The organism is Pseudomonas extremorientalis (genome assembly GCF_024584605.1).
In the GTDB taxonomy this organism is placed as follows: Bacteria; Pseudomonadota; Gammaproteobacteria; order Pseudomonadales; family Pseudomonadaceae; genus Aquipseudomonas; species Aquipseudomonas extremorientalis.
The window spans coordinates 4,088,701-4,115,057 of the sequence record NZ_CP089519.1 but is presented as its reverse complement, the minus strand read 5'-3'; the positions used below and the strand labels follow the sequence as shown (position 1 = coordinate 4,115,057).

The 26,357-nt window shown below is 61.7% G+C and carries 24 protein-coding genes and 3 pseudogenes; 13 read left to right on the top strand and 14 right to left on the bottom strand.

What is annotated here, in order from left to right:
• Positions 1-2 precede the first annotated feature (2 nt).
• The 5 genes from LUU92_RS18420 to ctlX all read right to left on the bottom strand — a co-directional run bounded on the left by LUU92_RS18420 (position 3) and on the right by ctlX (position 4,571).
• The gene (locus LUU92_RS18420) at positions 3-716 is read right to left on the bottom strand and encodes an ABC transporter permease (RefSeq protein ID WP_065903984.1); all 714 of its coding nucleotides are present in this window, start codon (positions 714-716) and stop codon (positions 3-5) included.
• The gene (locus LUU92_RS18415) at positions 713-1,414 is read right to left on the bottom strand and encodes an ABC transporter permease (RefSeq protein ID WP_257102442.1); all 702 of its coding nucleotides are present in this window, start codon (positions 1,412-1,414) and stop codon (positions 713-715) included. The genes LUU92_RS18420 and LUU92_RS18415 overlap by 4 nt, the downstream gene beginning before the upstream one ends.
• A 166-nt stretch (positions 1,415-1,580) precedes the next feature.
• The gene (locus tag LUU92_RS18410; protein WP_092244644.1) at positions 1,581-2,360 is read right to left on the bottom strand and encodes an ABC transporter substrate-binding protein; all 780 of its coding nucleotides are present in this window, start codon (positions 2,358-2,360) and stop codon (positions 1,581-1,583) included.
• 226 nt (positions 2,361-2,586) lie between these two features.
• On the bottom strand, positions 2,587-3,633 hold the full coding sequence (gene ocd / locus LUU92_RS18405; RefSeq protein WP_257102441.1) for an ornithine cyclodeaminase: 1,047 nt from the start codon (positions 3,631-3,633) through the stop codon (positions 2,587-2,589).
• A gap of 11 nt (positions 3,634-3,644) precedes the next feature.
• Positions 3,645-4,571, bottom strand: coding sequence for a citrulline utilization hydrolase CtlX (ctlX, locus tag LUU92_RS18400; protein ID WP_092244650.1), 927 nt, complete (start codon positions 4,569-4,571; stop codon positions 3,645-3,647).
• A 285-nt stretch (positions 4,572-4,856) separates the two neighbouring features.
• On the opposite strand from ctlX, the gene LUU92_RS18395 reads away from it, so the two are divergent.
• Complete coding sequence (locus LUU92_RS18395; RefSeq protein ID WP_083351484.1) at positions 4,857-5,747, top strand: GNAT family acetyltransferase; 891 nt, start codon at positions 4,857-4,859, stop codon at positions 5,745-5,747.
• Positions 5,748-5,782: 35 nt separating this feature from the next.
• Here LUU92_RS18395 and LUU92_RS18390 read toward each other — a convergent pair whose 3' ends face one another.
• The 5 genes from LUU92_RS18390 to LUU92_RS18370 form a co-directional block, all read right to left on the bottom strand.
• A complete protein-coding gene (locus LUU92_RS18390; RefSeq protein ID WP_071492093.1) occupies positions 5,783-6,802 on the bottom strand; it encodes a branched-chain amino acid aminotransferase in 1,020 nt (339 codons plus the stop codon).
• A 203-nt stretch (positions 6,803-7,005) separates the two neighbouring features.
• Positions 7,006-8,385 (bottom strand): dihydrolipoyl dehydrogenase, encoded by a 1,380-nt coding sequence (gene lpdA / locus LUU92_RS18385; protein WP_222540016.1) that lies wholly within the window; start codon positions 8,383-8,385, stop codon positions 7,006-7,008.
• Positions 8,386-8,388: 3 nt separating this feature from the next.
• Positions 8,389-9,648, bottom strand: a complete 1,260-nt coding sequence (locus tag LUU92_RS18380; protein ID WP_257102440.1) for a dihydrolipoamide acetyltransferase family protein — start codon at positions 9,646-9,648, stop codon at positions 8,389-8,391.
• Complete coding sequence (locus tag LUU92_RS18375) at positions 9,649-10,707, bottom strand: alpha-ketoacid dehydrogenase subunit beta (RefSeq protein WP_016978112.1); 1,059 nt, start codon at positions 10,705-10,707, stop codon at positions 9,649-9,651.
• 1 nt (position 10,708) lies between these two features.
• The gene (locus LUU92_RS18370; protein WP_222540015.1) at positions 10,709-11,944 is read right to left on the bottom strand and encodes a 3-methyl-2-oxobutanoate dehydrogenase (2-methylpropanoyl-transferring) subunit alpha; all 1,236 of its coding nucleotides are present in this window, start codon (positions 11,942-11,944) and stop codon (positions 10,709-10,711) included.
• Between the two features lie 195 nt (positions 11,945-12,139).
• Between LUU92_RS18370 and bkdR the strand changes: the two genes are divergently transcribed.
• From bkdR to LUU92_RS18355, 3 genes are all read left to right on the top strand, one after another.
• Positions 12,140-12,622 (top strand): Bkd operon transcriptional regulator BkdR, encoded by a 483-nt coding sequence (gene bkdR, locus LUU92_RS18365; protein WP_058426744.1) that lies wholly within the window; start codon positions 12,140-12,142, stop codon positions 12,620-12,622.
• Between the two features lie 181 nt (positions 12,623-12,803).
• Positions 12,804-14,429, top strand: coding sequence for a methyl-accepting chemotaxis protein (locus LUU92_RS18360; protein WP_257102439.1), 1,626 nt, complete (start codon positions 12,804-12,806; stop codon positions 14,427-14,429).
• A 35-nt stretch (positions 14,430-14,464) separates the two neighbouring features.
• On the top strand, positions 14,465-15,682 hold the full coding sequence (locus tag LUU92_RS18355; RefSeq protein WP_257102438.1) for a cyclic di-GMP phosphodiesterase: 1,218 nt from the start codon (positions 14,465-14,467) through the stop codon (positions 15,680-15,682).
• 7 nt (positions 15,683-15,689) lie between these two features.
• Here the strand turns inward: LUU92_RS18355 and LUU92_RS18350 are convergent, their stop codons facing one another.
• Entirely contained in the window at positions 15,690-16,553 is an 864-nt protein-coding gene (locus tag LUU92_RS18350) for an MBL fold metallo-hydrolase (protein WP_071492087.1), read from the bottom strand.
• Positions 16,554-16,647: 94 nt separating this feature from the next.
• Here LUU92_RS18350 and LUU92_RS18345 point away from each other — a divergent pair, with 94 nt between their 5' ends.
• The 8 genes and pseudogenes from LUU92_RS18345 to LUU92_RS29250 all read left to right on the top strand — a co-directional run.
• A complete protein-coding gene (locus tag LUU92_RS18345) occupies positions 16,648-16,983 on the top strand; it encodes an ArsR/SmtB family transcription factor (RefSeq protein WP_005789341.1) in 336 nt (111 codons plus the stop codon).
• A 50-nt stretch (positions 16,984-17,033) separates the two neighbouring features.
• On the top strand, positions 17,034-18,278 hold the full coding sequence (locus LUU92_RS18340; protein WP_071492086.1) for an NAD(P)/FAD-dependent oxidoreductase: 1,245 nt from the start codon (positions 17,034-17,036) through the stop codon (positions 18,276-18,278).
• Positions 18,279-19,091: a sulfite exporter TauE/SafE family protein gene (locus LUU92_RS18335; RefSeq protein WP_071492085.1), complete on the top strand. Its 813-nt coding sequence runs from the start codon at positions 18,279-18,281 to the stop codon at positions 19,089-19,091.
• A gap of 145 nt (positions 19,092-19,236) precedes the next feature.
• Positions 19,237-19,566: pseudogene (locus LUU92_RS18330) on the top strand (porin); the annotation flags it as partial.
• Between the two features lie 299 nt (positions 19,567-19,865).
• Positions 19,866-21,011, top strand: coding sequence for a nitric oxide-sensing protein NosP (nosP, locus tag LUU92_RS18325; protein WP_093124293.1), 1,146 nt, complete (start codon positions 19,866-19,868; stop codon positions 21,009-21,011).
• Entirely contained in the window at positions 20,953-22,896 is a 1,944-nt protein-coding gene (locus LUU92_RS18320) for a PAS domain-containing hybrid sensor histidine kinase/response regulator (protein WP_175486689.1), read from the top strand. Before nosP ends, LUU92_RS18320 begins: the two co-directional genes overlap by 59 nt.
• A 138-nt stretch (positions 22,897-23,034) precedes the next feature.
• Positions 23,035-23,154: pseudogene (locus LUU92_RS29255) on the top strand (hypothetical protein); the annotation flags it as partial.
• 76 nt (positions 23,155-23,230) lie between these two features.
• A pseudogene (locus LUU92_RS29250) lies at positions 23,231-23,350 on the top strand (hypothetical protein); the annotation flags it as partial.
• Between the two features lie 130 nt (positions 23,351-23,480).
• On the opposite strand, the gene LUU92_RS18315 reads toward LUU92_RS29250, so the two are convergent.
• Complete coding sequence (locus tag LUU92_RS18315) at positions 23,481-24,146, bottom strand: response regulator transcription factor (RefSeq protein ID WP_071492080.1); 666 nt, start codon at positions 24,144-24,146, stop codon at positions 23,481-23,483.
• Between the two features lie 27 nt (positions 24,147-24,173).
• Positions 24,174-24,713: a PQQ-dependent catabolism-associated CXXCW motif protein gene (locus tag LUU92_RS18310; RefSeq protein ID WP_071492079.1), complete on the bottom strand. Its 540-nt coding sequence runs from the start codon at positions 24,711-24,713 to the stop codon at positions 24,174-24,176.
• 153 nt (positions 24,714-24,866) lie between these two features.
• On the opposite strand from LUU92_RS18310, the gene LUU92_RS18305 reads away from it, so the two are divergent.
• Positions 24,867-25,493 (top strand): response regulator, encoded by a 627-nt coding sequence (locus tag LUU92_RS18305; RefSeq protein ID WP_257102437.1) that lies wholly within the window; start codon positions 24,867-24,869, stop codon positions 25,491-25,493.
• Here LUU92_RS18305 and LUU92_RS18300 read toward each other — a convergent pair.
• A complete protein-coding gene (locus LUU92_RS18300; RefSeq protein WP_071492077.1) occupies positions 25,490-26,137 on the bottom strand; it encodes a pentapeptide repeat-containing protein in 648 nt (215 codons plus the stop codon). The genes LUU92_RS18305 and LUU92_RS18300 overlap by 4 nt on opposite strands.
• Between the last annotated feature and the right edge of the window lie 220 nt (positions 26,138-26,357).

Sequence of the window (26,357 nt, the reverse complement as noted above, 5' to 3'; positions counted from 1 at the left end):
GGTTAGCCTCGGGTAGGAACAAGAAAACGCATCCAGCGACGTTCGGCCAGTCGGAACAGGCCCACCAGTGCAAACGACAGCAGCATGTAGAGCAGGGCGGCGATGCCGAAGGCCTGGAACGTCAGGAACGTCTCGGCATTGGCGTCGCGGGCCACCTTGAGGATGTCGGCGACAGTGGCGGTAAACGCTAGGGAGGTTGCGTGCAGCATCAGGATCATTTCATTGCTGTAGGCCGGCAATGCACGGCGCAGAGCCGCCGGCACCACCACAAACAGGTTCAGCCGCCAGCCATGCAAGCCATAGGCGCGGGCCGCTTCGATTTCGCCATGGGGAATATTGCGGATCGCCCCGGCGAAGATTTCCACGGTGTAGGCGCAGGTGTTGAGCACGAAGGCGAGCAGGGTGCAGTTCAGCGCGTTGCGGAAAAACTGGTTGAGCAGGGCGTTGTCCTGCACCACTTCCAGGCTGTACAGCCCGGTGTAGCAAATCAGCAGTTGGATATACAGCGGCGTCCCGCGGAACAGGTAGGTGTAGACCTCTACCGGCCAGCGCAGCCAGAAGTGCTCGGAAACCCTTGCCAGTGCCAGTGGAATCGACAGCACGAAGCCGAACACCACCGAGATGATGAACAGCCACAGGGTCATGGCCACGCCAGACAGCCCCGCGCCATCGCTGAACAGGTAGGCCAGGCCGTATTGCTGGAACAGTTCGATCATCGCGCCATCCCCTTGATGCCGAGGTTGTAGCGCCGTTCGAGGCGCTTGAAGATGCGGTTGGATAGGGTAGTGATCACCAGGTACACCAGGCCGGCGAGGATCAGGAAGTACAGCGGCTCGTTGGTGGTCTTGCCGGCGTTCTGCGCGGCCTTGACCAGGTCCGACAGGCCGATGATCGACACCAGCGCCGTGGACTTGAGCAGCACCAACCAGTTATTGCCCAGGCCCGGCAGGGCAAAACGCATCAACTGCGGGAACAGCACCAGGTGAAAACGCTGCCAGCGGCTCAGCCCATAGGCGGTCGCCGCTTCCAGTTGGCCGACCGGCACGCTGAGGATCGCGCCCCGGAAGTTCTCGGTGAAATACGCGCCGTAGATGAAGCCCAGGGTGACGACGCCTGCGGTAAACGGGTCGATTTCAAAGTAGCCCCAGCCGAACATTTCGCTCAGGTCGTTTAGCCACAGTTGCAGGCTGTAGAAAATCAGCAGGATCAGCACCAGGTCCGGCACGCTGCGGATCAGCGTGGTGTAGAGCGTGGCCGGTACCCGCAGCCAATTGGCGCTGGAGAGCTTGGCGCCGGCGGCGATCAGACCAAGGGCGAGGCTCAGGGCCAGGGCGAGGAAGGACAGCTTGAGCGTCATCCACGCACCCTGGGCGAGCATCGGGCCGTAGCCCTGCAAGTTGAGGAATTCATTCATGGGAAGAATCTCGTTGGCGCGCACAGATTTACTGTGGGAGAGGCTTTTTGTGGGAGGGGGCTTGCCCCCGATGAGGGTGTGTCAGTGACACCTGTATCAGCTGACCCACTGCTATCGGGGGCAAGCCCCCTCCCACACAAGCCAGAGCCCACAGAGGGCAAGGGGGTTACTCGTGGTAGATGTCCTGATCGCCGAAGTACTTCTTCTGGATCTGCGCGTAAGTGCCATCCGCCTGCACGGCAGCGATACCCTTGTTGATCAGCGTGCGCAGTTCCTGGTCGTTCTTGCGCAGGCCCATGGCGATGTCCAGGGGCAGGGTCGGGTCCTTGAACGCCGGGCCGGTCTTGAAGTCGGCACCTTCGGGCTTGGACAGGAAGTTGAGCTGGGCTTCGAGCTTGTCGGTCAGGGTCGCGTCGAGGCGGCCGTTCTGCAGGTCGGCGTAGTTCTGGTCCTGGGACTGGTACGCCTTGATCTGCGCGCCGAGCCTGGCCAGGTGCGCACGGGCATAGGCCTCCTGCAACGAACCTTGCAGTACGCCGACCTGCTTGCCCTTGAGGGATTGCGGGGTGTCGCCGAAGTCGGCGCTCTTGCGGGTGATCACCGAGGTCGGGCTGAGGAACAGCCGGTCACTGAAGTCGATGATTTTTTCACGGGCGGGGGTGACGGCCATGGACGACATGATCGCGTCGAACTTGCGCGCACGCAGGGCCGGGATCATGCCGTCGAATTCGTTGTGGACCCAGGTGCATTTCACTTCGAGCTTGGCACAGATCGCGTTGCCCAACTCGATATCGAAGCCTTGCAGGCTGCCGTCGGCGGCCACGGATTCGAAGGGTGGGTATTCGGGGAATACGCCGAAGCGGATTTCTTTCCAGTCCTGGGCGTGGGCGGCGCTTGCGCAGAGTGGCAACAGCAGCGCGGCGAAGAGTGATCGCAATGGAGTCATGTGCAGGTCCCTATATTTTGTAATTGATGTCAGGGCAGTGAATAACTGGGAGCAGAGAATGCTTCATGATGGTGCGTTTTTTGTGTCGTTTACCCCGTGCATAAAGCGCGAATTGCGCTGTTAAAACCGGCAATGCAGCGGAATCGGCTGTGACACCCGCTGAATCGGCTTTTCATCCCTGAAAAACCGGCCTGCCATCGACGCAAAGCAGCAGGCCAGAGCGGTCTCAGGCGCGCTTTTTCTGCTGTACGCGTGGCTGTTGGGCCAGGCGTGCGAACAGGTCTTTCGGGTCGGCCAGGTCCGGCACCAGTTCCAATTCGCTGCCCACCTCCAGCGCCTTGGCTACGTCGAGTACGTAGCGCAGGGCCGAGTAGTCTTCGATGGCGAAACCCACCGAGTCGAACAGCGTGACCTGGCGCGCATTCTCGCGGCCTGGCTGCTGGCCGTTGATCACTTGCCACAGCTCGGTCACCGGCGAGTCTTCCGGCATGTGCTGGATTTCACCTTCGATACGGCTTTGTGGTTCGTACTCGACGATCACACGGGCGCGCTCGACGATACGTCGGTCCAGTTCGGTTTTGCCCGGGCAGTCACCGCCGACGGCATTGAGGTGCATGCCCGGCTCGATCATGTCGTCGGTGAGGATGGTGGCGTAGGCCTTGTCGGCAGTGACGGTGGTGACAATGTCGGCGCCTTTGACCGCCTCGGCCACGCTGCCGGCCAGGATCACTTTGATTGCCGGGAAGGCTTTGAGGTTGGCCGCCAGCTTGGCGGTGGCCTTGGCGTCGATATCGAACAGGCGGATTTCATTGATGCCGAGCATGGCGTGGAAGGCCAGGGCCTGGAACTCGCTCTGCGAGCCGTTGCCGATCAGCGCCATGCTGCGGCTGTTCTCGCGGGCCAGGTAGCGGGCGACCAGCGCCGAGGTGGCGGCGGTGCGGATCGCGGTGGTCAGGGTCATTTCCGCCAGCAGCACCGGCAGGCCGGTATCGACATCGCCCAGCGCACCGAAGGCCATCACGGTGAGCATGCCGGCCAGGGTGTTTTTCGGGTGGCCGTTGACGTACTTGAACGCATACAGCGACGCGTCGGACACCGGCATCAGCTCGATCACGCCGTCCGGCGAGTGGTTGGCCAGGCGCGCGCATTTCTCGAAATCCTGCCAGCGCAGGTAGTCGGCGCGAATGTACTCGGCCATCTCGGTGATGCAGGTGGGCAGGCCTTTTTGCGAGACCAGGTAGCAGAGATCGTTGACGTCGATATAGCGGGTCATGGCAAGACTCCTTATTGAAATGAGGGACGGGCAGGCAGGTGCACTTCCGCCAGCATGCAGCGGGCACTGCCGCCGCCGATGCGTTCGATGTTGTCGATGTTCACCACCACCGGCCGGGTGTGGCGTTCTATGTGTTGGCGCTGGGTCGGTTGCAGGGCGCCCCAGGCGCTGGCCGACATCACCAGCAGCGGCTGGCCGTCGCGGTCGTGGACTTCGAGCATGTTGCCGGCGAAGGCTTCCAACTGGTCGAAGTCGAGGGCGACGATGTCCTTGCCAGTGTCGCGCAGGGAGCGCTCCAGGGCCTGGCGCTCATCGGCAATCGGCAGGGCTTGCAGGCACACCACCGAGAGGTCGCGGCCGACGCTCATCATCACGTTGCTGTGGTAGATCGGCGCGTGGTGGCGGTCGACCGCATGGAACACGCAGAGCTGGTAGTCGAGGCGTTCGGCGAACTGGCGCAGGGCGTCGTGGTGAGTGCGCCCGGAGTGGCAGGCGTAGCTGATGCGGTGCTGGCGGTCGAGCACCATGCTGCCGGTGCCTTCGAGGAAGATGTTCTGTTGTTCGAGGTGGCTGAGGTCGATGGTGTCCTTGACCGTAAATCGCTGTTCCAACACTTGCAGCACGCCTTTGTCGCGTTCCAGTCGTCGGTTCTGGCCTTCCATCGGGTACAGCACCAGGCTGCCGTCGGCGTGGCTGCTCCACCAGTTGTTGGGGAAGATCGAGTCGGGGGTGTGCGGCGCCGGGGTGTCCTGCACCACCAGAACCTCCACGCCGTGATTGCGCAGGGTGGTGACATAGCCGTCGAACTCCTCCAGCGCTTTCTGCTGTGCGTGGAGCGGGTCGAGGGGCGGGCGTTGGAAACGGTTGTTGATCGCGGTGTCCGGGTTGAAGGCAAAGCGCGCCGGGCGAATCATCAAGACGGTGTTGGTGGTTTGCATGGGGGCACGAATTCCATGAGGTGAGCAGTGCGGCTATTTTGTGGGTTGTGCGGGATGAATCCCGGCTGAAACCGAGGGGTGGTTCAGCCGGGAAAGCTGAAAAGTGGGGTAGGGCAGCCGAATCGGCTGCCGGAGTGAAATGCACGCAACCTGTGGGAGGGGGCTTGCCCGCGACAGCGGTGGGTCAGCCAGAAAATCTATATCTGAAAGCATGCTATCGGGGGCAAGCCCCCTCCCACATGGGTAGAGTGGTGTTTGTTGCAGCTGTGTCAGCCAGGAGGAATTATGTCTACCGTCGTTCGTTTAGCCCAAGCCACCGATGCCGAGGGCATCAGCCAGGTCATCCTGGCCGCCCTGCACAGCAGCAATGCGCGGGACTATCCGGCGCATGTGATTGCGCGGGTTGCCGCTAACTTCACGCCGGAGGCGGTGCTGGAACTGCTCAAGCGACGCGTGGTGCTGGTAGCGATTCAGGATCAGGTGATCGTCGCCACCGCAGCGCTGGATGCGAATGTGGTGCGCTCGGTATTCGTCAACCCGCCGCTGCAAGGGCAGGGCATTGGGCGATTGTTGATGATCGAGATTGAGCTACGCGCCCGCGAAGCCGGGGTGACGGTGCTGAGCGTGCCGTCATCACTGACCGCCGAGCCGTTCTACACCAAATTGGGGTTTCACACCGTGCGCGACGTTTATCACGGCAGCGAACGTACGTTGGTGATGGAAAAGGCCCTGCTGTCCCGGCATCCCATCGGGCCGTATCGCGACCGTCAGCACCGGGCGCAGGTGGTGGCGTTGTGGCAAGAGGCGTTTGGCTACGAAACGGCGCACAACCTGCCCGCCCTGGCGATTGATAAGAAGCTGGCGGTCGACGATGGGCTGTTCTTTGTCGCGACGGACAAAAAAACCGTGATCGGGACCATTCTGGCCGGGTACGACGGGCACCGTGGCTGGCTGTATTCAGTGGCGGTGCATGGGGACTATCGGCGGCAGGGTTTGGGATCGTCGCTGGTGCGGCATGCGGAACAGGTATTGACGGCGCTGGGCTGCATGAAGATCAACCTGCAGATCACCAGTGGTAATGAGGGGGTCGTCGGGTTCTACGAGGCATTGGGGTATGGGGTGGAACCCAGGATCAGCATGGGCAAGAAGCTAGTGGTGAATATCCCCGAACAATGAAAAAACCCGCCAGATGGCGGGTTTTTCCAGGTGGCTCAGACCTTGACGATCCAGCCTTGCGGCGCTTCGACGTCACCGGTCTGCACACCGGTCAGCTCTTTGTAGAGCTTCTGGGTGATCGGGCCGACTTCGGTCTCGCTGTGGAACACGTGCAGCTTGCCGTTGTACTGGATGCCGCCGATCGGCGAGATCACCGCCGCCGTACCGCAGGCGCCGGCTTCCTTGAACTGGTCCAGTTTGTCGATGAACACTTCGCCCTCGATCACGTCCAGGCCCAGGCGGGTCTTGGCCAGTTCGATCAGCGACAGGCGGGTGATGCCTGGCAGTACCGAAGGCGACTTCGGCGTGATGAACTTATTGTCGTGGGTGATCCCGAAGAAGTTGGCCGAGCCGACTTCTTCGATTTTCGAATGGGTCATCGGGTCCAGGTAGATCGCGTCGGCAAAACCGGCTTTCTTCGCTTCGGAACCCGGCATCAGGCTGGCGGCGTAGTTGCCACCGACCTTGGCGGCACCGGTGCCTTGTGGCGCGGCGCGGTCGAAGGTGGAAATCTGGAAGTTGTGCGGCACCAGGCCGCCCTTGAAGTAGGCGCCGACCGGGATGCAGAACACCGAGAAGATGAACTCCGGCGCAGTGCGCACGCCGATGTTGTCACCGGTGCCGATCACGAACGGGCGCAGGTACAGCGCGCCACCACTGCCGTACGGCGGGATGAAGCGCTCGTTGGCCGCGACCACTTGCTTGCAGGCGTCGATGAAGTCTTCGGTCGAGACGTGCGGCATCAGCAGGCGGGCGCAGCTGCGCTGCATGCGGGCGGCGTTCTGGTCCGGGCGGAACAGGTTGATCGAACCGTCCTTGCAACGATAGGCCTTGAGGCCTTCGAAGCATTGCTGGCCGTAGTGCAGGGCGGTCGAGCCCTCGCTGATGTGCAGCACGTTGTCGTCGGTCAGGGTGCCTTCTTGCCATTCGCCGTTTTTCCAGACCTGGAGAAACCGCTTGTCGGTCTTGATGTAGTCAAAACCCAGCTTGTCCCAATTGATGCTTTCGTTACCCATGACACCCTCTATCGTTGGTCAAGTCGGTTTTTTTCTGGATGGGCGCAACAATACTGCATTCTTGGCTTGTGTGGGAGCCACTGGGTGGACGCCTTCAGCCCCTGTATTGACCGATCCACCACTATCGGGGGCAAGCCCCCTCCCACATTTGGAATGCATTCCCCTGTGGGAGGGGGCTTGCCCCCGATGGCCTCACCGCGTTTTTACAGATGCAGCGCGTGCCCCAAAGCCCGCAGCGCGGCTTCCTGTACGGCTTCGCCGAGGGTCGGATGCGCATGGATGGTGCCCGCCACGTCTTCCAGGCGCGACCCCATTTCCAGGCTCAGGCCAAAGGCGGTGGACAGTTCCGAGACGCCCACCCCCACGGCTTGCCAGCCGACGATCAGGTGGTTGTCACGGCGTGCCACCACCCGCACGAAGCCGGTCTTGGACTCCAGGGTCATGGCCCGGCCATTGGCTGCGAACGGGAAGCTCGACACGATGCAGTCAAGGCCAGCGGCCTTGGCTTCGTCGGGCGTCTTGCCGACCACCACCAGTTCCGGGTCGGTAAAGCACACCGCCGGAATGGCCGCCGGGTTGAATTCACGATGCTTACCGCTGATCAGTTCGGCGACCATCTCGCCCTGGGCCATGGCCCGGTGTGCCAGCATCGGCTCGCCGCTCAGGTCGCCAATGGCATACACGTTGCGCATGCTGGTCTGGCAGCGATTGTCGATCTTGATCGCCGCGCCGTTCATGTCCAGGTTCAGCGCTTCGAGGTTCCAGCCCTGGGTGTTGGGTTTGCGACCGACCGCAACCAGCACCTGATCAGTGGCCAACGACAAGGTGTCGCCGTTCGGGTCGCGCACTTGCAGGCTGCCATCGGCAAAACCGGTAACACTGTGCTTGAGGTAAAGCTTCACGCCCAGTTGCCTGAGGGATTCGTTCACCGGCTGGGTCAGCTCGGCATCATAGGCCGGCAGGATACGATCCTGTGCTTCGACCACACTCACGTCGGCGCCGAGCTTGCGGTAAGCGATGCCCAGTTCCAAACCGATGTAACCGCCGCCCACCACGATCAGGCGCTTGGGCACGCTTTTCGGTGCAAGGGCTTCGGTCGAGGAGATGATCGGCCCGCCAATCGGCAGCATCGGCAGGTTGACGCTTTTCGAGCCGGTGGCCAGCAGCAAGTGTTCGCACTGGATGCGCTGGTCGCCGACGTCGACGGTCTTGCCGTCCACCACCTTGGCCCAGCCGTGGATCACTTGCACCTTGTGCTTTTTCAGCAGCGCCGCGACGCCAGTGGTCAGGCGATCGACAATGCCATCTTTCCATTCCACGCTCTTGCGGATGTCCAGGGTCGGCACATCCACTTCGATGCCCAGTTGTGAACCCTGGCTGTGGTGCACGGTTTGCTGGAATTGCTCGGCCACATGGATCAGGGCCTTGGATGGGATGCAGCCGATATTCAGGCACGTGCCGCCCAGCGCCTGGCCCTCCACCAGGATGGTCGGGATACCCAGTTGGCCGGCACGGATCGCCGCCACATAACCGCCAGGGCCGCCACCGATAATCAGCAGGGTGGTATTCAATGTCTGCGTCATGCCTTACTCCAGGAACAGGCTGGCGGGTTGTTCGAGCAGGCCGCGAATGGCCTGGATGAATTGCGCCGCGTCCATGCCATCGACCACGCGGTGATCGAAGGAGCTGGAGAGGTTCATCATCTTGCGCACCACGATCTGGCCCTTGATCACCATCGGCCGCTCGACAATGCGATTGACGCCGACGATGGCCACTTCCGGCAGGTTCAGCACCGGCGTGCTGACAATGCCGCCCAGCGCGCCCAGGCTGGTCAGGGTAATCGTCGAACCCGATAGCTCATCGCGGCTGGCCTTGCCGTTGCGCGCCGCCGTGGCCAAGCGTGCGATTTCCTCGGCATTGCCCCACAGGCTGCGGGCTTCTGCGTGGCGCACCACCGGCACCATCAGGCCGACATCGCTCTGGGTGGCGACGCCCACATGCACCGCGCCGAGGCGGGTGATGACCTGGGCTTCGTCGTCGTAACGCGCATTGATCTGCGGGAAGTCGCGCAACGCCACGACCATGGCGCGCACGATGAACGGCAGCAGGGTGAGCTTGCCGCGTGTGGCGCCGTGTTTCTCATTGAGGTGCACGCGCAACTCGTCGAGGGCGGTAACATCGATTTCTTCAACATAGCTGAAATGCGCGGCGCGCCGGGTGGCGTCCTGCATGCGCTGGGCGATCTTGCGGCGCATGCCGATCACCGGGATCTGTTCCTCGGTGTTGCGTTCGGCATAAGGGTTGGCCGTTGCCGAAGACTTTGCCGCGCCTTGTTGCAGGTAGGCGTCGAGATCTTCGTGCAGAATCCGCCCGGCGGGGCCCGTGCCCTGCACCAGGCGCAGTTGAATCCCGGCGTCCAGGGCGTGTTTGCGCACGGCGGGGGAGGCCAATGGGCACTCGTCGGCGGCACGTGCCACGGGGGCCTGGGCCGCGACAAACGGTGCTGGCTTGCTTTCAACCATGACCGGTGCAGGCTTGGCTTCCATCACCGGTAAGGCCTTCGGCGCCTCTTTGACGACCGGCGCATCCTTGGCGTTGCCCGCGCCTTCCACTTCAATGCTGATCAGAATACTGCCCACCGCCATGACCTCACCCGGCTCGCCGCCGAGGGAGATCACCTTGCCGTGCACCGGCGAGGGAATGTCCACCATCGCCTTGTCGGTCATTACGTCCGCCAGCACCTGGTCTTCGACCACCATGTCGCCGACCTTCACATGCCACACCGACAGTTCAACTTCTGCGATGCCTTCGCCAATGTCCGGCATCTTGATAACGTGCGTGCCCATTCAGACCTCCATGACCCGTTTCAACGCCGCACCCACGCGGGACGGCCCTGGGAAATACGCCCACTCCTGCGCGTGCGGGTAGGGGGTGTCCCAACCGGTAACGCGTTCGATCGGCGCTTCCAGGTGGTGGAAGCAATGCTCTTGCACCAGAGACACCAGCTCGGCACCAAAGCCGCAGGTGCGGGTGGCTTCGTGTACCACCACGCAACGGCCGGTCTTCTTCACCGATTTGACGATGGTTTCCAGGTCCAGCGGCCACAGGCTGCGCAGGTCGATGACTTCGGCGTCGATGCCGGTTTCTTCGGCGGCGACTTGCGACACATACACCGTGGTGCCGTAGGTCAGCACGGTGACGGCCGAACCCGGACGCACGATGGCGGCCACGTCCAGCGGCACGGTGTAGTAACCGTCCGGCACCTGGGCTTGCGGGTGTTTCGACCACGGCGTTACCGGGCGGTCGTGGTGGCCGTCGAACGGGCCGTTGTACAGGCGCTTGGGCTCGAGGAAGATCACCGGGTCATCGTTTTCGATGGAGGCGATCAGCAGGCCCTTGGCGTCATAGGGGTTGGACGGCATCACCGTGCGCAGGCCGCAGACCTGGGTGAACACCGCTTCGATACTCTGGCTGTGGGTCTGGCCGCCGTAGATACCGCCGCCGCAGGGCATGCGCATGGTCAGCGGCGCGGTGAACTGGCCGGCCGAGCGATAACGCAGGCGCGCCGCTTCCGAGATGATCTGGTCGGTGGCGGGGTAGACGTAGTCGGCGAACTGGATTTCGGCAACTGGGCGCAGGCCATAGGCGCCCATGCCTACGGCCACGCCGATAATGCCGCTTTCCGAGATCGGCGCGTCAAACACCCGCGAGCTGCCGTACTTGGTCTGCAAGCCTTCGGTGCAACGGAACACGCCGCCGAAATAGCCCACGTCCTGGCCAAACACCACCACGTTATCGTCTCGTTCGAGCATCACATCCATGGCCGAGCGCAAGGCCTGGATCATGGTCATGGTGGTGGTGGTCATGGCGGTTTCCACTTCAATGCTGTTGTTGTGATCGTTCATGTCAGACCCCCAACTCTTGACGCTGGCGCTTCAAGTGCTCCGGCATCTCTTTATAGACGTCTTCGAACATGGTCGCGGCGCTTGGAATCTGGCCACCGGCCAGGGTGCCGTACTGTTCGGCCTGCTTTTGCGCGGCAATCACTTCGGCTTCAAGTTCGGCACTGACCGCCGCGTGTTCCTCTTCGGACCACTGGCCAATCCTGATCAGGTGCTGCTTGAGGCGGGCAATCGGGTCGCCCAGGGGGAAGTGGCTCCAGTCGTCGGCGGGGCGGTATTTGGAAGGATCATCCGAGGTGGAGTGCGGACCGGCGCGGTAGGTCACCCACTCGATCAGCGTGGGCCCCAGGTTGCGGCGCGCGCGCTCGGCAGCCCAGGCCGAAGCGGCGTACACCGCGATGAAGTCGTTGCCGTCCACCCGCAGGGAGGCGATGCCGCAACCGACGCCGCGTCCGGCGAAGGTCGTTGCTTCACCACCGGCAATCGCCTGGAAGGTGGAGATGGCCCACTGGTTGTTGACTACATTGAGGATCACCGGCGCACGGTACACGTGGGCGAAGGTGAGGGCGGTGTGGAAGTCGGATTCGGCGGTGGCGCCGTCGCCGATCCAGGCGGAGGCGATCTTGGTATCGCCCTTGATCGCCGAGGCCATGCCCCAGCCCACGCCCTGGACGAATTGGGTGGCGAGGTTGCCGGAAATGGTGAAGAAGCCGGCGTCTTTCACCGAGTACATGATCGGCAACTGGCGGCCCTTGAGCGGGTCGCGTTCGTTGGACAGCAACTGGCAGATCAGGTCCACCAGTGGCACTTCACGGGCCATCAGGATGCTTTGCTGGCGGTAGGTGGGGAAGCACATGTCGTCGATGTTCAAGGCCAGGGCCTGGGCGCTGCCGATGGCTTCTTCGCCAAGGCTCTGCATGTAGAACGACATTTTTTTCTGACGCTGGGCGACCACCATGCGGTTGTCGAAGATCCGCGTCTTGAGCATGGCGCGCATGCCTTTGCGCAGGATCTGCACCGGGACGCCTTCGGCCCACGGACCGAGGGCCTGGCCCTGGTCGTCGAGCACGCGGATCAGGCCCTTGGCCAGGTCGGCGGTGTCGGCGGGTTCTACGTCGATGGCGGGTTTGCGCACGGTGCCTGCGTCGGTCAGGCGCAGGTACGTGAAGTCGGTCTTGCAGCCTGGACGGCCCGAGGGTTCAGGGACGTGCAGACGCAGTGGTTCATACTGCTGGGTCATGGCTTTCTACGCTCTATCTTGTGAATTTCTTGTAGTGGGCGCGCTAGCTGACAGTCAGTCCCCGGGTAGGGGAAATCTTGTCCTACAACAATCATAGGCGTGGCGTAGAAGAATATTTATCTCTGTTTCGTTGCGCCCGCGGTCATTTGCGGATAAAAAACCTGCATAAACATAATAAACAGGTGAATTTGTCTCATGCGCAAACTGGACCGTACCGATATCGGCATTCTCAACGCTCTGCAGGAGAATGCACGGATCACCAACGCCGACCTGGCCCGCTCGGTCAACCTGTCGCCCACGCCGTGTTTCAACCGGGTGAAGGCGATGGAAGAACTGGGCCTGATTCGCGACCAGGTCACGCTGCTGGACGCCGACCTGCTGGGGCTGCACGTCAATGTGTTCATTCACGTGAGCCTGGAAAAGCAGAATGAGTTGGCGTTGCAGCAGTTCGAAGGGGCGATTGCGGACCGTCCGGAAGTGATGGAGTGCTACCTGATGGCCGGCGACCCGGACTACCTCATCCGCGTGCTGGTACCGACGATCCAGTCGCTGGAGCGTTTCATGATGGACTTTCTGACCAAGGTGCCAGGCGTCGCCAACATCCGGTCCAGTTTTGCACTTAAACAAGTGCGATATAAAACAGCGCTGCCGTTGCCACGGGATGGACTAATGGTATGAATATCGGAGAGTCGCAACAGCCGTTAATTATAATGGTTAGCTAAGCAATGATCTGCGTCATGTTTATTTGCCACTATTCATAAAAAAATACGTAAGTAGTCACGTTTTTTTCACACTCGGTTAAACAAAGTTGTACCCGTAAGGCCGTGTACAGCACGGCCAAGGGGAAGGGTGAGCCGAGATGTCCATGAGAGCCTTGAAGTTGAACTTTCGTACCACATTGTGCTTCGGTGTGGTGTGTTTCCTGCTATTAATACAAGGCGCAATGACGCTGATAAAAGTCGATAAGGTGTATTCATCGACGGTCGAAATACAAAACAACTGGCTGCCCAGTATTCGCCTGGCGGGCCAGATCGATTCCACGTTTTACAAACTTCGTCTGGACCTGCGGCGTTACGCCATGGAATACGCGGACAAGGACCCCGCCTCCCTGGAAAAACTCAAGGCGGTTCGCGCCGAAGTGCTGCAAGTTGCCGAGCATTATGGAACGCTGGTATCGAGCCCCGAGGAGCGTACCAAGTACGACCAGGCACTGAGCGAGATAAAAAACTACAGCCAGAAGATGGATGAATTCCTCGCGCAAGCCTCCAGCTTTTCCGAGGAACAAATGGCGGTGTATTTGCGCGACGTCAACGGCCCCATTGCACGCCAAGTGCAGGCCTCCATCAGCGATTTGATTGCGATCAATGAAAAGGGCTCGAAGACCGCGGTGCAAGCCGCCGCCAGTGAGCATGATGCGGCACGTTTGTTCACGTGGGTGTTGATGGTCAGTTCGGTGCTGATCGCCGTGGTGGTGGCTCGCTTGCTGACCCGCAGCATTATCAATCCGGTGCGGGAGTTGCTGGTGTCGACCGGCAAGATCGCCGACGGCGATTTGCGTGTGGCAATTGCCATCAGCGGCAATGACGAACTGACTGAGCTGCAACGGTCGACCGCCACCATGCAAATGAACCTGAAAAGCACGTTGCAGCACATCTCGGAGGCGTCCGGGCAGTTGGCGTCGGCAGCCGAGGAGATGAGTGCGATTACCCGTGAATCCACTGCCGGTATTGAACGCCAAAGCCAGGAAACGGATCAGGCTGCCACGGCGGTCAACCAAATGACGGCGGCGGTCGAGGAAGTGGCCAGGAATGCAGTGTCTGCTTCCCAATCGACGCAGGACTCGCAGCGTTCGGCAAACGTGGGGATGGAGCGTGTGACGCAAACCATTGCTTCGATCGAAAAGTTGAGCACTACGGTGCAGCAGACCGGGGTGGAAGTTGAAGGGCTGGCTAAACAGGCCCAGGACATCGCCCGGGTCGTCGAGGTGATCCGTTCCATCGCCGAGCAGACCAACCTGCTTGCCTTGAACGCAGCGATTGAAGCAGCGAGGGCGGGAGAGCAAGGCCGGGGCTTTGCGGTGGTGGCCGATGAAGTGCGGGCGCTGGCCCATAGAACGCAAACATCGACCCAGGAAATCGAACAGATGATTGCGAAAATCCAGAGCTGTTCGAGCGAAGCAGTGGCTTCCATGGCCCTCAATCGCAATGAAGCGGTAGACTCGCTGAAAGTTGCCCACGAAGCCGGCGTGGCAATCACCCAGATCACCCAAGCCATTACCGACATCAATGAGCGTAACCTGATGATTGCAACCGCGTCGGAAGAGCAGGCGCAAGTGGCGCGTTCCGTTGACCAGAACCTGATCAGCATCCGCGATCTGTCCATCCAGAGCTCCTCGGCCGCCGGTCAGACGTCGGTGGCCAGCCAGGAACTGTCCAGGCTCGCCGTTGACTTGAAGCAGATCGTGGCGAAGTTTGCGGTGAGTTGATCGCCAGGCAGGTCATGCCTTTGGGGGGATGATAAATGCTCAAGTGTATTGCGTGTTCCCAAGTGATGCTGGGAATGTATCTACACAAACTGGACGGCCCGTGGATCGGCCATGGGTTCTGGAAGAGCAGCTTTTTATTGGACCGTGAAGAGGACCGGCAGCGTTTGCTGACGTCGCAGGTCCAGCGGGTCTGGATCGATACCGCAAAAGGCTGCGACGAACCCCAACCGGCCCCACCGGCGCCGGTCACGGTCAAACAACCTGCCACACCCCGCGCTCGGGTGCCTGCCCCGGTGGAGATGAAAGCGGAGGTGGCGCGCGCAGTGAAGGTGTGCGCGGTCGCCAAGCGTGCCGTGGTCAGTATGTTCAGTGACCTGCGCATGGGGCGGGCGGTGGAGGTTCGTCAAGTGGCCAGCCTGGTGGAGGACATCTCCCGCTCCATGCTGCGTCATCCCCATGCCTTGCTTAGCCTGGTGCGCCTGAAAAAGGCCAATGAATACACCTATATGCATTCCGTCGCGGTCAGTGGCTTGATGATCGCGCTGGCGCGGCAATTGAACCTGTCGCCGGAACTGGTCCAGGAAGCCGGGTTGGCGGGGCTGTTTCATGATGTTGGGAAAATGGCCATTCCCGAGCAGATCTTGAGCAAGCCGGCCGGGGTGACCGAGGCGGAGTTCTGTACCGTACGCCAGCACCCGGTGGAAGGCGCGCAGATGTTGCGGCTATGCCCGCAGATCAGCGCCCTGGTGCTGGATGTGTGCTTGCATCACCACGAGAAATCCGACGGCAGCGGCTATCCCCTTGGCCTGGCGCAGGACCAGATCAGCCTGTTCGCGCAAATGGGCGCGGTGTGCGATGTCTATGATGCGATCACCTCGGAGCGCCCCTACAAACAAGGGTGGGGGCCCGCGGAGGCGATCCAGAAAATGGCCGAATGGAAGGGACACTTCGATGCCCGGGTGTTCCAGGCGTTTGTCCGTTGCGTAGGTATTTACCCCATCGGCGCCTTGGTGCGCCTGGAAAGCGGGCGCATTGGCGTGGTCGTCGAACAAAGCCCCGCGTCGCTGCTGACCCCCAAGGTCAAGGTGTTCTTTTCGGCGCATTCAGGCATACCGATTCCCCAGTCGGTGCTGAACCTGGCTGAGCAACCGGACAAGATCATCGGCCGTGAAAGCGCCGAGGAGTGGGGCTTCAAGCATGTCGACGAATTGTGGTCGGGGCTTGCGCCCTCCAAGTCGTCGTACTTTGAGTAAGCGCGATTCAGAGCTGGTTGAGCGGAATCTTCAGGTACACCACCCCGTTATCTTCCGCCGGCGGCATATTCCCCGCCCGCACATTCACCTGGATCGCCGGCAGCAGCAGCGTCGGCATCCCCAGCCCGGCGTCGCGTCGGGTGCGCATTTCTACAAACGCCGCTTCATCCACGCCGTCATGCACATGGATATTCCCTGCGCGTTGCTCGGCCACTGTGGTCCGGCACTTCGCCTCGCGGCTTTCGGGCGGGTAGTCATGGCACACGTACAGTTCGGTTTCCAACGGAAAGGCCAGCAACTTGCGCATCGATGCATACAACTGCCGCGCATCCCCGCCGGGGAAATCACAGCGGGCGGTACCGACATCCGGCATGAACAGCGTGTCACCCACCAGGATCAATCGGCCGTCGATCAGGTAGGCCATGTCCGCCGGTGTATGCCCTGGCACATGCAGCGCCTGGGCCTTGATATTGCCGATATGAAACACCTCATCCGGCGCAAACAGATGATCGAACTGCGAGCCATCCACACGGAATTCCGGCTCCAGGTTGAACAGGTGCTTGAACACACCCTGGACTTTGCTGATGGCCTGGCCAATCGCGATCTTGCCGCCCAAGGTGCGGCGCAGGTAGGGCGCCGCCGACAGGTGGTCGGCGTGGGCGTGGGTTTCCAGCAGCCACTGCACCTGCAAGCCGTGCTCGCGCACGAACGCGATGACGTTATCGGCCTGGGCGGTGTCGGTGCGCCCCGAGGCCGGATCGTAGTTGAGCACTGAGTCGACAATGGCGCACGGGCCGCCGTCGGTTTCATAGACGACGTAGGTGTAGGTCGACGATGCCTCGTCCAGAAAGGCTTGAATCAACGCTGGCATGGCGAACGTCCCCGATGGAGAAAAAAGTAGTTACAATCAGTTTACGTTTTCACATAATGTTTCGAGCTTAAGTGACACAAAGGACCCGAGGCAAATGGAATCTACTCTGAGTGAAGGCGAAGTTGCCCAGTTGCGCGCATCGGCGTCCAAGGCCTGCTCCTTGCTCAAGGCCCTGGCCAATGAGGATCGCTTGCTCATCCTGTGCCAGCTGACCCAGGGCGAGCGCAATGTCGGCGAGCTGGAAGCCCTGACCGGCGTGCGCCAGCCCACGCTGTCACAACAGTTGGGCATCCTGCGTGACGAAGGGTTGGTGGCCACCCGTCGGGAAGGCAAATACATTTTCTACGGGCTGGCCAGCCATGAAGTGATTCAAGTGATGAAGACCCTGTCCGGGCTGTACTGCGGCGCGGTCATAAAAAGCTGGGCGTGACGCCATCCGGCAGCGACCCTTGTGTGCATGTATTACAAAGGCGATAGACCATGACCGACCAACACTGGGGCCCTACCATCAGTGGCGATATCGTAGTCATCGGCGGCGGCTCGGCGGGCATCGGCCTGCTGGCCAGCCTGCTCAAGCGCGATCCCCACCTGCATATCACCCTGATCGAACCGAGCGACCACCACTGCTACCAGCCCGCCTGGACCCTGGTCGGCGGCGGTGCCTACGACGTGAAGAAAACCCGCCGCCCACTGGCCGACGTCCTGCCCAATGGCGTCACCTGGGTACAGGCCGCCGTCACCGAACTGCTGCCCGATGCGCAGACCCTGGTGCTCGACAGCGGTCAGCGCGTCACCTGGAACAACCTGATCGTCTGCCCCGGCCTGCGCCTGGCCTGGGAAAAGGTCGAGGGGCTGCAAGACTCCCTGGGCAAACATGGCGTCACATCCAACTACAGTTACCAGCACGCTGCTTACACCTGGCAGTTGGTGCAGCAACTCAAGGGCGGCAAGGCGATCTTCACCCAGCCGGCCATGCCGATCAAATGCGCGGGTGCGCCGCAGAAAGCCATGTACCTGTCCTGCGATCACTGGCTCAAACAGGGCACGCTGAACAATATCGACGTCGAATTCAACCTGGCCGGCGCCGCACTGTTCGGGGTGGCGACCTTTGTGCCGCCGCTGATGAAATACGTGGAAAAATACAACGCCCGCCTGGCGTTCAATGCCAACCTGGTGAAAGTCGATGGCCCTGCGCGCAAGGCCTGGTTCGAGGTGAAGGACCCCGAGGGTAACGTCCGCGTCGAGGAGAAAACCTTCGACCTGCTGCACGTGGTGCCACCGCAAGTGTCCCCGGATTTTATCCGCCAAAGCCCACTCGCCGACGCCGCCGGTTGGTGTGAGGTGAACCCCCATAGCCTGCAGCACCTGCGGTATCCGCATATCTTCGGCCTGGGCGACGTGTGCGGCACCACCAACGCCAAGACCGCCGCAGCGGTGCGCAAGCAAATCGTGGTGGTTGCCGAAAACCTGCTGGCCCTGCGCAAACAGGCGCCGTTGCCGCTCAAATATGACGGCTACGGTTCCTGCCCCTTGACGGTGGAGAAGGGCAAGGTGGTGCTCGCCGAGTTTGGCTATGGCGGCAAGCTGCTGCCGACCTTTCCCCTGGACCCGACCCGGGCGCGTCGTTCGATGTGGTTCCTCAAGGCGACCTTGCTGCCGTGGTTCTACTGGAACGGCATGCTCAAGGGCCGCGAATGGCTGACCCGCCTGAGCAAGGTGGACTGAATGCTGCTCGCCAGTGTGTTGGGATTGTTGATGGGCCTGGTCATGGGCCTGACCGGCGCCGGTGGCGGCATCCTCGGGGTGCCGGCGCTGGTGCTGGGCCTGGGTTTGAGCATGACCCAGGCGGCGCCGGTGTCACTGCTCGCCGTGGGCGCGGCGGCTGCGGTGGGGGCGGTCGATGGTTTGCGCCATGGCCTGGTGCGCTACCGCGCGGCGTTGCTGATCGCCTTGCTTGGCGCGCTGTTTTCGCCGGTGGGGGTGTATCTCGCCCACCAATTGCCGGAAGCCCTGTTGATGGGGCTGTTCAGCGCATTGATGGTGCTGGTGGCCTGGCGCATGTTGCAGCGGGAAAAACCCGAGGCAGGGCCGAGTGACCACGGCACCGCCTCCTGGGGCCAGAAGAACTGCATGCTCGACCAGCACACCGGGCGCCTGGCCTGGACTGCCAAATGCAGCGCGACCCTGGCCGCTCTTGGCGCAGTGACCGGTGCGGTGTCCGGCTTGCTCGGTGTCGGCGGTGGCTTCCTGATCGTGCCGGCATTCAAGCAACTCACCGACGTGCAGATGCGAGGCATCGTCGCCACCTCCCTGATGGTGATCAGCCTGCTGTCGTTGATCGGCGTGGCCGGCGCGTTGCATGCCGGTGTGCGCATCGAGCCGGTGGGTTGGGTGTTTATCGCCGCGAGTATCGGCGGCATGCTCGCCGGTCGGCGCCTGTGTTCGGTGATTCCTGCGCGTACCTTGCAAGTGGGGTTTGCCAGCCTGTGTGTCGTGGTGGCCGTGGGCATGTTGGTCAAGGCCGGTCTTACATCCTAAGTGCCGGGCCTGGACTAAACCGAACTTGCCGGGCACCCGCTGCCTTTCCAAAGCATCCGCAAATCAGGGCCAAGGCAGCGTATGCCATGGCCCACCTCCTTTTGATAATCGCCTCCGACATCAAGTCCCCGTTGCGGAGCGCACCATGCATAATAATAAGAACGTCCCCCTGCGTCTGTTACCTGCCTTTATCCTCGGCCTGGGCCTCAGCCCATTCGCCGACGCCGAAATCATGCTGTACGACAAGGACGAAACCACCTTCTCCACCGATGGCTACATCAACGCCTTCTACGTCAATAGTGACGTCGACCGTGCCGGTGACCAATACGACCGCCGCCAGTCGCGTGTGAAGATGGGCTTCTTGCCCAACTACCTGGGCTTCAACATGACCAAGCAGGTGGACGACCTCAAGCTCGGCGACAACCTGAAGCTGGTGGCGGAGTACAACCAGTTCCAGATCGAGGCGCATGACACCCATGCCCAAAATGAAGACACCGATACCTTTGCCGTAGGTGCTGTCCTCACGTGGTAGTCATCTGAAATGCAATCAAAATGTGGGAGGGGGCTTGCCCCCGATAGCGGTGGATCAATCACTCATGCATCGACTGATACACTGCAATCGGGGGCAAGCCCCCTCCCACATTGGATCTCCATTGGCTTTTGAGAGAGTGGTCTTGAAAGCCTCATCCCATCGCATCCCCCACCCAGTACCCAAGTAGCATAGGCCCATGCCCAGGCCCTTCGTACACTGATGCTTCAGAGGGGGAGGCAACGATGCACAACAGTGAAGGCGTAGTCAGCGCCATGTCCCAGGCCACCGATGCCGGGCAGGCCGCCGAGGAATTGGCCCAGCAACTGCTGCACCCGTACCTGGGTTTTGTGCTGTTTTTCTGTTCCGCGTCCTACGACCTCCAGGCCCTTGGCCAGGCCCTGCAACAGTGCTTCGGCAAGGTGCGTGTGGTCGGCTGCACCAGCGCCGGAGAAATCACGCCCCAAGGCTACGGCCGTAATTGCATCACCGCGATGGGCTTTAACCACGCGCACTTTTCCATCGCCACCGAGCTGATCGATCAGGTCGAGCACTTCAGCCTGATCGGTGCCCAGGACATGGTCGAACGTCTGGTCGGCGGCTGTCGCAGCAACACCCTGGCGCCGATCAAGGGCAACACGTTTGCGCTGACCCTGCTTGACGGCCTGTCCAGCCGCGAAGAAATGGTCCTCGCCGCCCTTAGCGCGGCTCTTGGGGATATCCCGCATTTCGGCGGTTCGGCCGGTGACGACAACTTCCTCACCCACACCCACGTGTACTTCAACGGCGTGTTCCACAGCGGCGCGGCGGTGGTGATGCTGGTCAACACCTGGCTGGATTTCGAGGTGTTCACCACCCACCATATCCTGCCGCGCACGGAAAAGCTGGTGGTGACCGGCGCCGACAGCGCGTCACGCCGCGTGTTCGAGCTCAACGCCGAGCCCGCCGCCGAAGAGTACGCGCGGCATATCGGCGTGGCGGTGGCCGACCTCGACCACCGCACGTTCGCCGCCCACCCGTTGGCGGTGCGTATCCACGACCAATACTACGTGCGCGCTATCCAGCAGGTGCATGAAGACCTCAGCCTGAGTTTCTACTGTGCGGTGGAAAACGGCATCGTGCTGACGGTGATGACGCCCGGCCCGCTGCTGCCGAACCTGCAGGCTCTGTTCGACGGCCTGCAAGCGCGCCTCGGCGACCTGTTGCTGACCATCGGCTGCGATTGCTTTTTGCGCCGCCTGGAGCTGGAGGACAACGGCACCCTCGAACAGCTCGGCGGTTACTTGCGGGACCAGCGGGTGATGGGTTTCAACACCTACGGAGAACAGTTCAATGGCATGCACATCAACCAGACCTTCACCGGGGTCGCCATTGCCCGAGGCCGGCGCTGATCTGCCCGCTCAACTGGCCCGGCTGCAACAGGACAACCTCAAGCTGGCGCGGATCAATGTGGCGCTGATCGAGCGCATCGAGTCCGGCATGCCCCAGGGCAACAACCCCTACACCACCTTCCAGCATTCGGTGGTGCTGGCCGAGCAAGTGCGCGAGCGCACCGACGCGTTGAACCAGGCGATGGCCGAACTCAAGGCCAGCAACCACCTGCTGATCAACGCCCGCCTGCGTGCCGAAACGCTGCGTGGCGAACAGGCGGCGGCGCAGAAAGCCCAGGAGAGCGAGCGCTGGATCCGCCTGATCACCGACAACGTGCCGGCGCTGATCGGCTACCTGAATGCCGACCTGGTTTATGAGTTCACCAACAAGGTTTATGAAGAATGGTACTGCTGGCCGCGCGGCATGATGCTCGGCCAGAGCCTGCGCGAAGTGCACAGCGAGCAGCATTGCCAGCGCCTGGACGCCTACGTCGCCCGTGCCTTGGCGGGGGAGAGCGTGACCTTCGAGTTCGCCGAAACCAACATCAACCACCAGGAACGCTACATGCTGCGTTCCTATGTCCCGAATATGCTGGCCAGTGGCGAGGTGGTGGGGATCTTCGTGTTGATCCGCGATATCACCGAACGCCGCCGCACGGCCGAAGCCTTGCACCAGGCCTACCAGCATCTGGAACAGCGCGTGGCCCAGCGCACCTCGGAGCTTACGTCGCTCAATGACCAGTTGCTCAAGGAAATTGACGAGCGCCGTCGCATGGAAACCCGCCTGCGCGAAGCCAAGCTCGAGGCCGAGCAGGCCAACCTGTCGAAAACCAAGTTTCTCGCCGCCGTCAGCCATGACCTGTTGCAACCGTTGAATGCGGCGCGGCTGTTCACCAGTGCCTTGCTGGAGCGTCCCAGCGAAGCCCTGGTGCGCAATGTGAGCAACTCCCTGGAAGACGTGGAAAACCTGCTGGGGACCCTGGTGGATATTTCCAAGCTGGATGCTGGCGTGATCAAGGCCGATATCGCGCCGTTCGCCTTGAGTGAGTTGCTCGACAACCTCGCCGCCGAGTACACCCAGCTGGCCCGCGCCGAAGGCCTGGCGCTGCACTTTGTCGGCTGCTCCGCGTTGGTGCGCAGCGACATCCAGTTGCTGGCGCGGATCCTGCGCAACCTGCTCAGCAATGCCATTCGCTACACCTACCAGGGGCGGGTGGTGCTGGGTTGCCGGCGTCAGCAGCAGCGCCTGTTGATCCAGGTGTGGGACAGCGGCATGGGGATTGCCCAAGAGCGCTTGGAGGAGATTTTCCAGGAGTTCAAACGCGGCGACGTGCAGCGACCGGACCAGGACCGCGGCCTGGGCCTGGGCCTGGCCATCGTGGAAAAGATCGCCGGGATACTCGGCCATCGTATCAGCGTCAGATCCTGGCCGGGCAAAGGCTCGATGTTCTCGGTGGAGGTACCGTTGAGCGCCACGGCCCCCAAGTCGCTGCCTGCGCCTTCCATGAGCGAGCCGTTGCTCGAGCGCCTGCAAGGTGCCCGGGTGTGGGTGCTGGATAACGACGCGGCGATCTGCGCGGGTATGCGTACCTTGCTCGAAGGCTGGGGCTGCCGGGTGATCACGGCGCTGTCGGAACAGGACCTGGCGCGGCAGGTGGACAACTACCATGCCGAGGCGGACCTGTTGATTGCCGATTACCATCTGGACGACGACCAGAACGGCGTGGACGCCGTGGCCCGCATCAACGCCCGGCGCGGGAGCGCGGTGCCGGCGTTGATGATCACCGCCAACTACAGCAATGAATTGAAGCAGCAGATACGTGAGTTGGGGCATACCTTGATGCACAAGCCCGTCAGGCCCATGAAGCTGAAAACCGCCATGAGCCACCTGCTCAGCCGGCCCTGACGAAATGCATATCAAATGTGGGAGGGGGCTTGCCCCCGATAGCGGTGCGTCAATCAATGGATGTGCTGACTGACACTCTGCCATCGGGGGCAAGCCCCCTCCCACAGTTGATTTGTGGTGTGTCAAAGGGTCAGCGACGCAGGTACGAGCCGAGAATTGAAGCAGCAGATACGTGAGTTGGGGCATACCTTGATGCACAAGCCTGTCAGGCCCATGAAGCTGAAAACCGCCATGAGTCACCTGCTCAGCCGACCCTGACAAAATGCAGATCAACTGTGGGAGGGGACTTGCCCCCTCCCACAGTTGATTTGTGGTGTGTCAAAGGGTCAGCGACGCAGGTACGAGCCGAGAATTGAAGCAGCAGATACGTGAGTTGGGGCATACCTTGATGCACAACCCCGTCAGGCCCATGAAGCTGAAAACCGCCATGAGCCACCTGCTCAGCCGGCCCTGACCAAATGCAGATCAACTGTGGGAGGGGGCTTGCCCCCGATGGCAGAGTGTCAGTCAGCACATCCATTGATTGACGCACCGCTATCGGGGGCAAGCCCCCTCCCACAGTTGACTGGTGGTGTGTCAGACCGTCAGCGGCGCAGGTACGAGCCGAAATCGATATCCCCGGCACTGAGTATCGCCTGCACCCGGTTATGCACATTCAACTTGCGCAAAATCGCCGACACATGGGCCTTCACCGTGGTCTCGGCAATCTCCAGCGTATAGGCAATCTGCTTGTTCGATTCGCCCTTGGTCATCCGCTCCAGCACCAGCAATTGTTTACGGGTCAGTGCCTGCAACAGCTCCGGGGCAAACCCCGGGCTGTCGTTCATCCGCCGCTGCCCGGTGTTTTTCTGGGTGCGGATGATGTCCGGCGGCAGGTACACATTGCCGTTGAGAATCTGCTGGATCGCCTCGGTCATTTGCAGGCGCGGTGATGACTTGGTGATAAAGCCCACTGCGCCGTAGGTGATGGCCTGCAGCACGATCTGTTTGTCCTGCTCGGCCGAGACAATCACCACCGGGATGGTCGGCGACTCGTTGCGCAGGTTGATCAGGCCGTTGAGGCCGTGCATGCCGGGCATGTTCAGGTCCAGCAGGATCAGGTCGAGGTCGTCATGTTCCTGGGTCAGGGCGAGGGCGCTGTCCAGGTCGGCGGTTTCCAGCACATCGCTGCCGGGGAAACCGTCGCTGATGACGTTGTGGATCGCCTCGCGAAACAGCGGGTGATCATCGGCGATCAGGATTTTGTACATGGCCGTTCACCTTCTTGTTGTGGTTTTTTATTCAAAGGGTTCGGGTGTCGCAGCCATCACTGGCAGGTTTGCCGCTTCCCATGCATCCAAACCATCGCGGTACCAATACACAGAGGTATAGCCCAGGTTGGCGGCCCGTTTTACCGCGTTCCAACTCAGCCAGCAATCAGCGCGGCAGTAGAACACCAGCGGGCGGTCCAGGTTGCCGCCCGTGTATTTGTAAAGGTGGCGCACAAAGTAACCTTGCCACTCGGGCGTGAGGTCGCCGTCGCCGGTATTGGCCAGCCAGTGACTGCCGGGCAGGTTGGCGTGGGGCTGGTCTTCGATGAAACGACCCTGTAGCCACGGGCGGCGGTACACGTCGATCAATACCGGTGCGGGCATCTGGGCCAACAGCGTTTGCAGGGCAGGTGTGTCGACAATGACGGCCCCGGGCAGGTGTTCGGGCGTGGGGCTGCGGTACAGGCTGATGCGGTAGCCATCGGCGGAAAACAGTGGAGTGTCGGCCTGTACGTGCGTGATGAACAGGCACAACAGTGCCGCAAGTGGCAGTCTAGCGGGCAGCATGGCGGGTCCGGTCCTTATCGTTATGCCCCCATTACACGCCAGTCCCGCTGCCTTGGGAATGCGACGATAGACAGCAAAACCAGTACCAAAGTAGTAGGTCCCATTGGTCCCCGGGGTTCTAGCATGGCCAGAGGTACTGCCATGGGAGGCACTATGAACATCCTGCTGGTCGATGATCACGCCGTGGTCCGCCTGGGTTACGCCAGCCTGTTGCGCAGCGGGCTGCCGGGTGTGGTGGTGCGCGAAGCCGCGAGTGGCGAGGACGCCTTGACGCGGGTGCACGAAGCGGTACCCAACCTGGTGATCATCGGCTTTGGCCTGCCGGGTATCAGCGGCCTGGAAACCACCCGCCGTCTGCGCCAGCGCCTGCCGCAATTGCGCGTGCTGTTTTTCAGCCAGCATGCCGAGTTGCCCCTGGTGCGCCAGGCGTTGGAGGCCGGTGCGTCCGGCTACCTGACTAAAAGCGCGTTGCCGGCGGTGATGCTGGATGCGGTCGAGCGCATTCTTGACGGCCACACCTATATTGAACAGGACCTGGCCACCCAGCTGGCTTACCACCCCACCGACCGGCGCCTGCAAAGCATGACCCAGCGTGAGCTGGAGATTTTCCTGATGCTCGCCAAGGGCACCCCGACGCGCGCGATTGCCGCTCAGTTGAGTATCAGCAGCAAGACCGTGTCCAATCACCTGACCTTGCTCAAGAGTAAGTTGCAGGTGAGTTCCCATGCCGAGTTGGTGCATTTGGGTATCGACATGGGGGTGGTGCGGGTGGCGGGTTAACGATCCCAGGTGGTCGGGCAATCCTTGCAACCGTCCATATTCGCATCCTGGAAATTCGCATAGTGCTGGCGGCTCCCGGTGAGCGTGGCTTTTTCCAGGTTGCTTTCGCCGAACTTGGCTTCTTGCAGGTTGGCGTCGCTGAGGTCGGCGCCTTGCAGGTCGGCCTTGCTCAGCCAGGTCATCTCCAGGTCGGCCGCACGCAGGTTGGCGTGGTGCAGCTTGGCCCCCGACAGCCGGGCAAATTGCAGGTAGGCGGCGCTGAGGTTGGCGTTTTCAAACTGCGCACCCTGGGCGAACAGCCCCCAGCCTTGCACGGCCATCAGCGTGGCGCCGGTGAAGTCGGCCAGGCGCAGGTTGGCTTGTTGCAGGCTGGCGCGGGTCAGGTTGGCGCCTTGCAGCTGGGCTTTTTCCAAGTTGGCCAGGTCGAGGTTGGCGTGGCGCAGATCGGCATCGCGCAGGTCTGCACCGGCCAGGTTCATTTTGCTCAAGTCCTGGTTGCTCAGGTCGGCGCCCTTGAGGTTGGCACCGGGGCATTGGCTGTGTGCGGCCAGGGTGCAGCCGTTGATGACCAGCGGCGCGTCGTCACCCTCGTCGGCGTGAGCCAAGGGCAGGGATAGCAGGATTAAAAATGGCAGATATTTCATCGCGAGACCTCTGGGGATCCTGGGGTGAGCGGGCTTGCTGTGGCGAGCGGGCTTGTTGTGGCGAGCGGGCTTGTTGTGGCGAGCGGGCTTGCCCCGCGTTGGGCTGCGCAGCAGCCCCAAAACCTGACGGCTCGTTGGTGCTGGAGAAAAGCCGGGAGCCGCTTCGCTGCCCAACGCGGGACAAGCCCGCTCGCCACAAAGGATGACCCCGGCATATAGG

What these genes read in the sequence shown, in the direction of transcription:
- LUU92_RS18420 (WP_065903984.1), bottom strand. Translation starts at nt 716, where the DNA reads ATGATCGAACTGTTCCAGCAATACGGCCTGGCCTACCTGTTCAGCGAT.
- LUU92_RS18415 (WP_257102442.1), bottom strand. Translation starts at nt 1,414, where the DNA reads ATGAATGAATTCCTCAACTTGCAGGGCTACGGCCCGATGCTCGCCCAG.
- LUU92_RS18410 (WP_092244644.1), bottom strand. Translation starts at nt 2,360, where the DNA reads ATGACTCCATTGCGATCACTCTTCGCCGCGCTGCTGTTGCCACTCTGC.
- ocd (WP_257102441.1), bottom strand. Translation starts at nt 3,633, where the DNA reads ATGACCCGCTATATCGACGTCAACGATCTCTGCTACCTGGTCTCGCAA.
- ctlX (WP_092244650.1), bottom strand. Translation starts at nt 4,571, where the DNA reads ATGCAAACCACCAACACCGTCTTGATGATTCGCCCGGCGCGCTTTGCC.
- LUU92_RS18395 (WP_083351484.1), top strand. Translation starts at nt 4,857, where the DNA reads ATGTCTACCGTCGTTCGTTTAGCCCAAGCCACCGATGCCGAGGGCATC.
- LUU92_RS18390 (WP_071492093.1), bottom strand. Translation starts at nt 6,802, where the DNA reads ATGGGTAACGAAAGCATCAATTGGGACAAGCTGGGTTTTGACTACATC.
- lpdA (WP_222540016.1), bottom strand. Translation starts at nt 8,385, where the DNA reads ATGACGCAGACATTGAATACCACCCTGCTGATTATCGGTGGCGGCCCT.
- LUU92_RS18380 (WP_257102440.1), bottom strand. Translation starts at nt 9,648, where the DNA reads ATGGGCACGCACGTTATCAAGATGCCGGACATTGGCGAAGGCATCGCA.
- LUU92_RS18375 (WP_016978112.1), bottom strand. Translation starts at nt 10,707, where the DNA reads ATGAACGATCACAACAACAGCATTGAAGTGGAAACCGCCATGACCACC.
- LUU92_RS18370 (WP_222540015.1), bottom strand. Translation starts at nt 11,944, where the DNA reads ATGACCCAGCAGTATGAACCACTGCGTCTGCACGTCCCTGAACCCTCG.
- bkdR (WP_058426744.1), top strand. Translation starts at nt 12,140, where the DNA reads ATGCGCAAACTGGACCGTACCGATATCGGCATTCTCAACGCTCTGCAG.
- LUU92_RS18360 (WP_257102439.1), top strand. Translation starts at nt 12,804, where the DNA reads ATGTCCATGAGAGCCTTGAAGTTGAACTTTCGTACCACATTGTGCTTC.
- LUU92_RS18355 (WP_257102438.1), top strand. Translation starts at nt 14,465, where the DNA reads ATGCTCAAGTGTATTGCGTGTTCCCAAGTGATGCTGGGAATGTATCTA.
- LUU92_RS18350 (WP_071492087.1), bottom strand. Translation starts at nt 16,553, where the DNA reads ATGCCAGCGTTGATTCAAGCCTTTCTGGACGAGGCATCGTCGACCTAC.
- LUU92_RS18345 (WP_005789341.1), top strand. Translation starts at nt 16,648, where the DNA reads ATGGAATCTACTCTGAGTGAAGGCGAAGTTGCCCAGTTGCGCGCATCG.
- LUU92_RS18340 (WP_071492086.1), top strand. Translation starts at nt 17,034, where the DNA reads ATGACCGACCAACACTGGGGCCCTACCATCAGTGGCGATATCGTAGTC.
- LUU92_RS18335 (WP_071492085.1), top strand. Translation starts at nt 18,279, where the DNA reads ATGCTGCTCGCCAGTGTGTTGGGATTGTTGATGGGCCTGGTCATGGGC.
- nosP (WP_093124293.1), top strand. Translation starts at nt 19,866, where the DNA reads ATGCACAACAGTGAAGGCGTAGTCAGCGCCATGTCCCAGGCCACCGAT.
- LUU92_RS18320 (WP_175486689.1), top strand. Translation starts at nt 20,953, where the DNA reads ATGGCATGCACATCAACCAGACCTTCACCGGGGTCGCCATTGCCCGAG.
- LUU92_RS18315 (WP_071492080.1), bottom strand. Translation starts at nt 24,146, where the DNA reads ATGTACAAAATCCTGATCGCCGATGATCACCCGCTGTTTCGCGAGGCG.
- LUU92_RS18310 (WP_071492079.1), bottom strand. Translation starts at nt 24,713, where the DNA reads ATGCTGCCCGCTAGACTGCCACTTGCGGCACTGTTGTGCCTGTTCATC.
- LUU92_RS18305 (WP_257102437.1), top strand. Translation starts at nt 24,867, where the DNA reads ATGAACATCCTGCTGGTCGATGATCACGCCGTGGTCCGCCTGGGTTAC.
- LUU92_RS18300 (WP_071492077.1), bottom strand. Translation starts at nt 26,137, where the DNA reads ATGAAATATCTGCCATTTTTAATCCTGCTATCCCTGCCCTTGGCTCAC.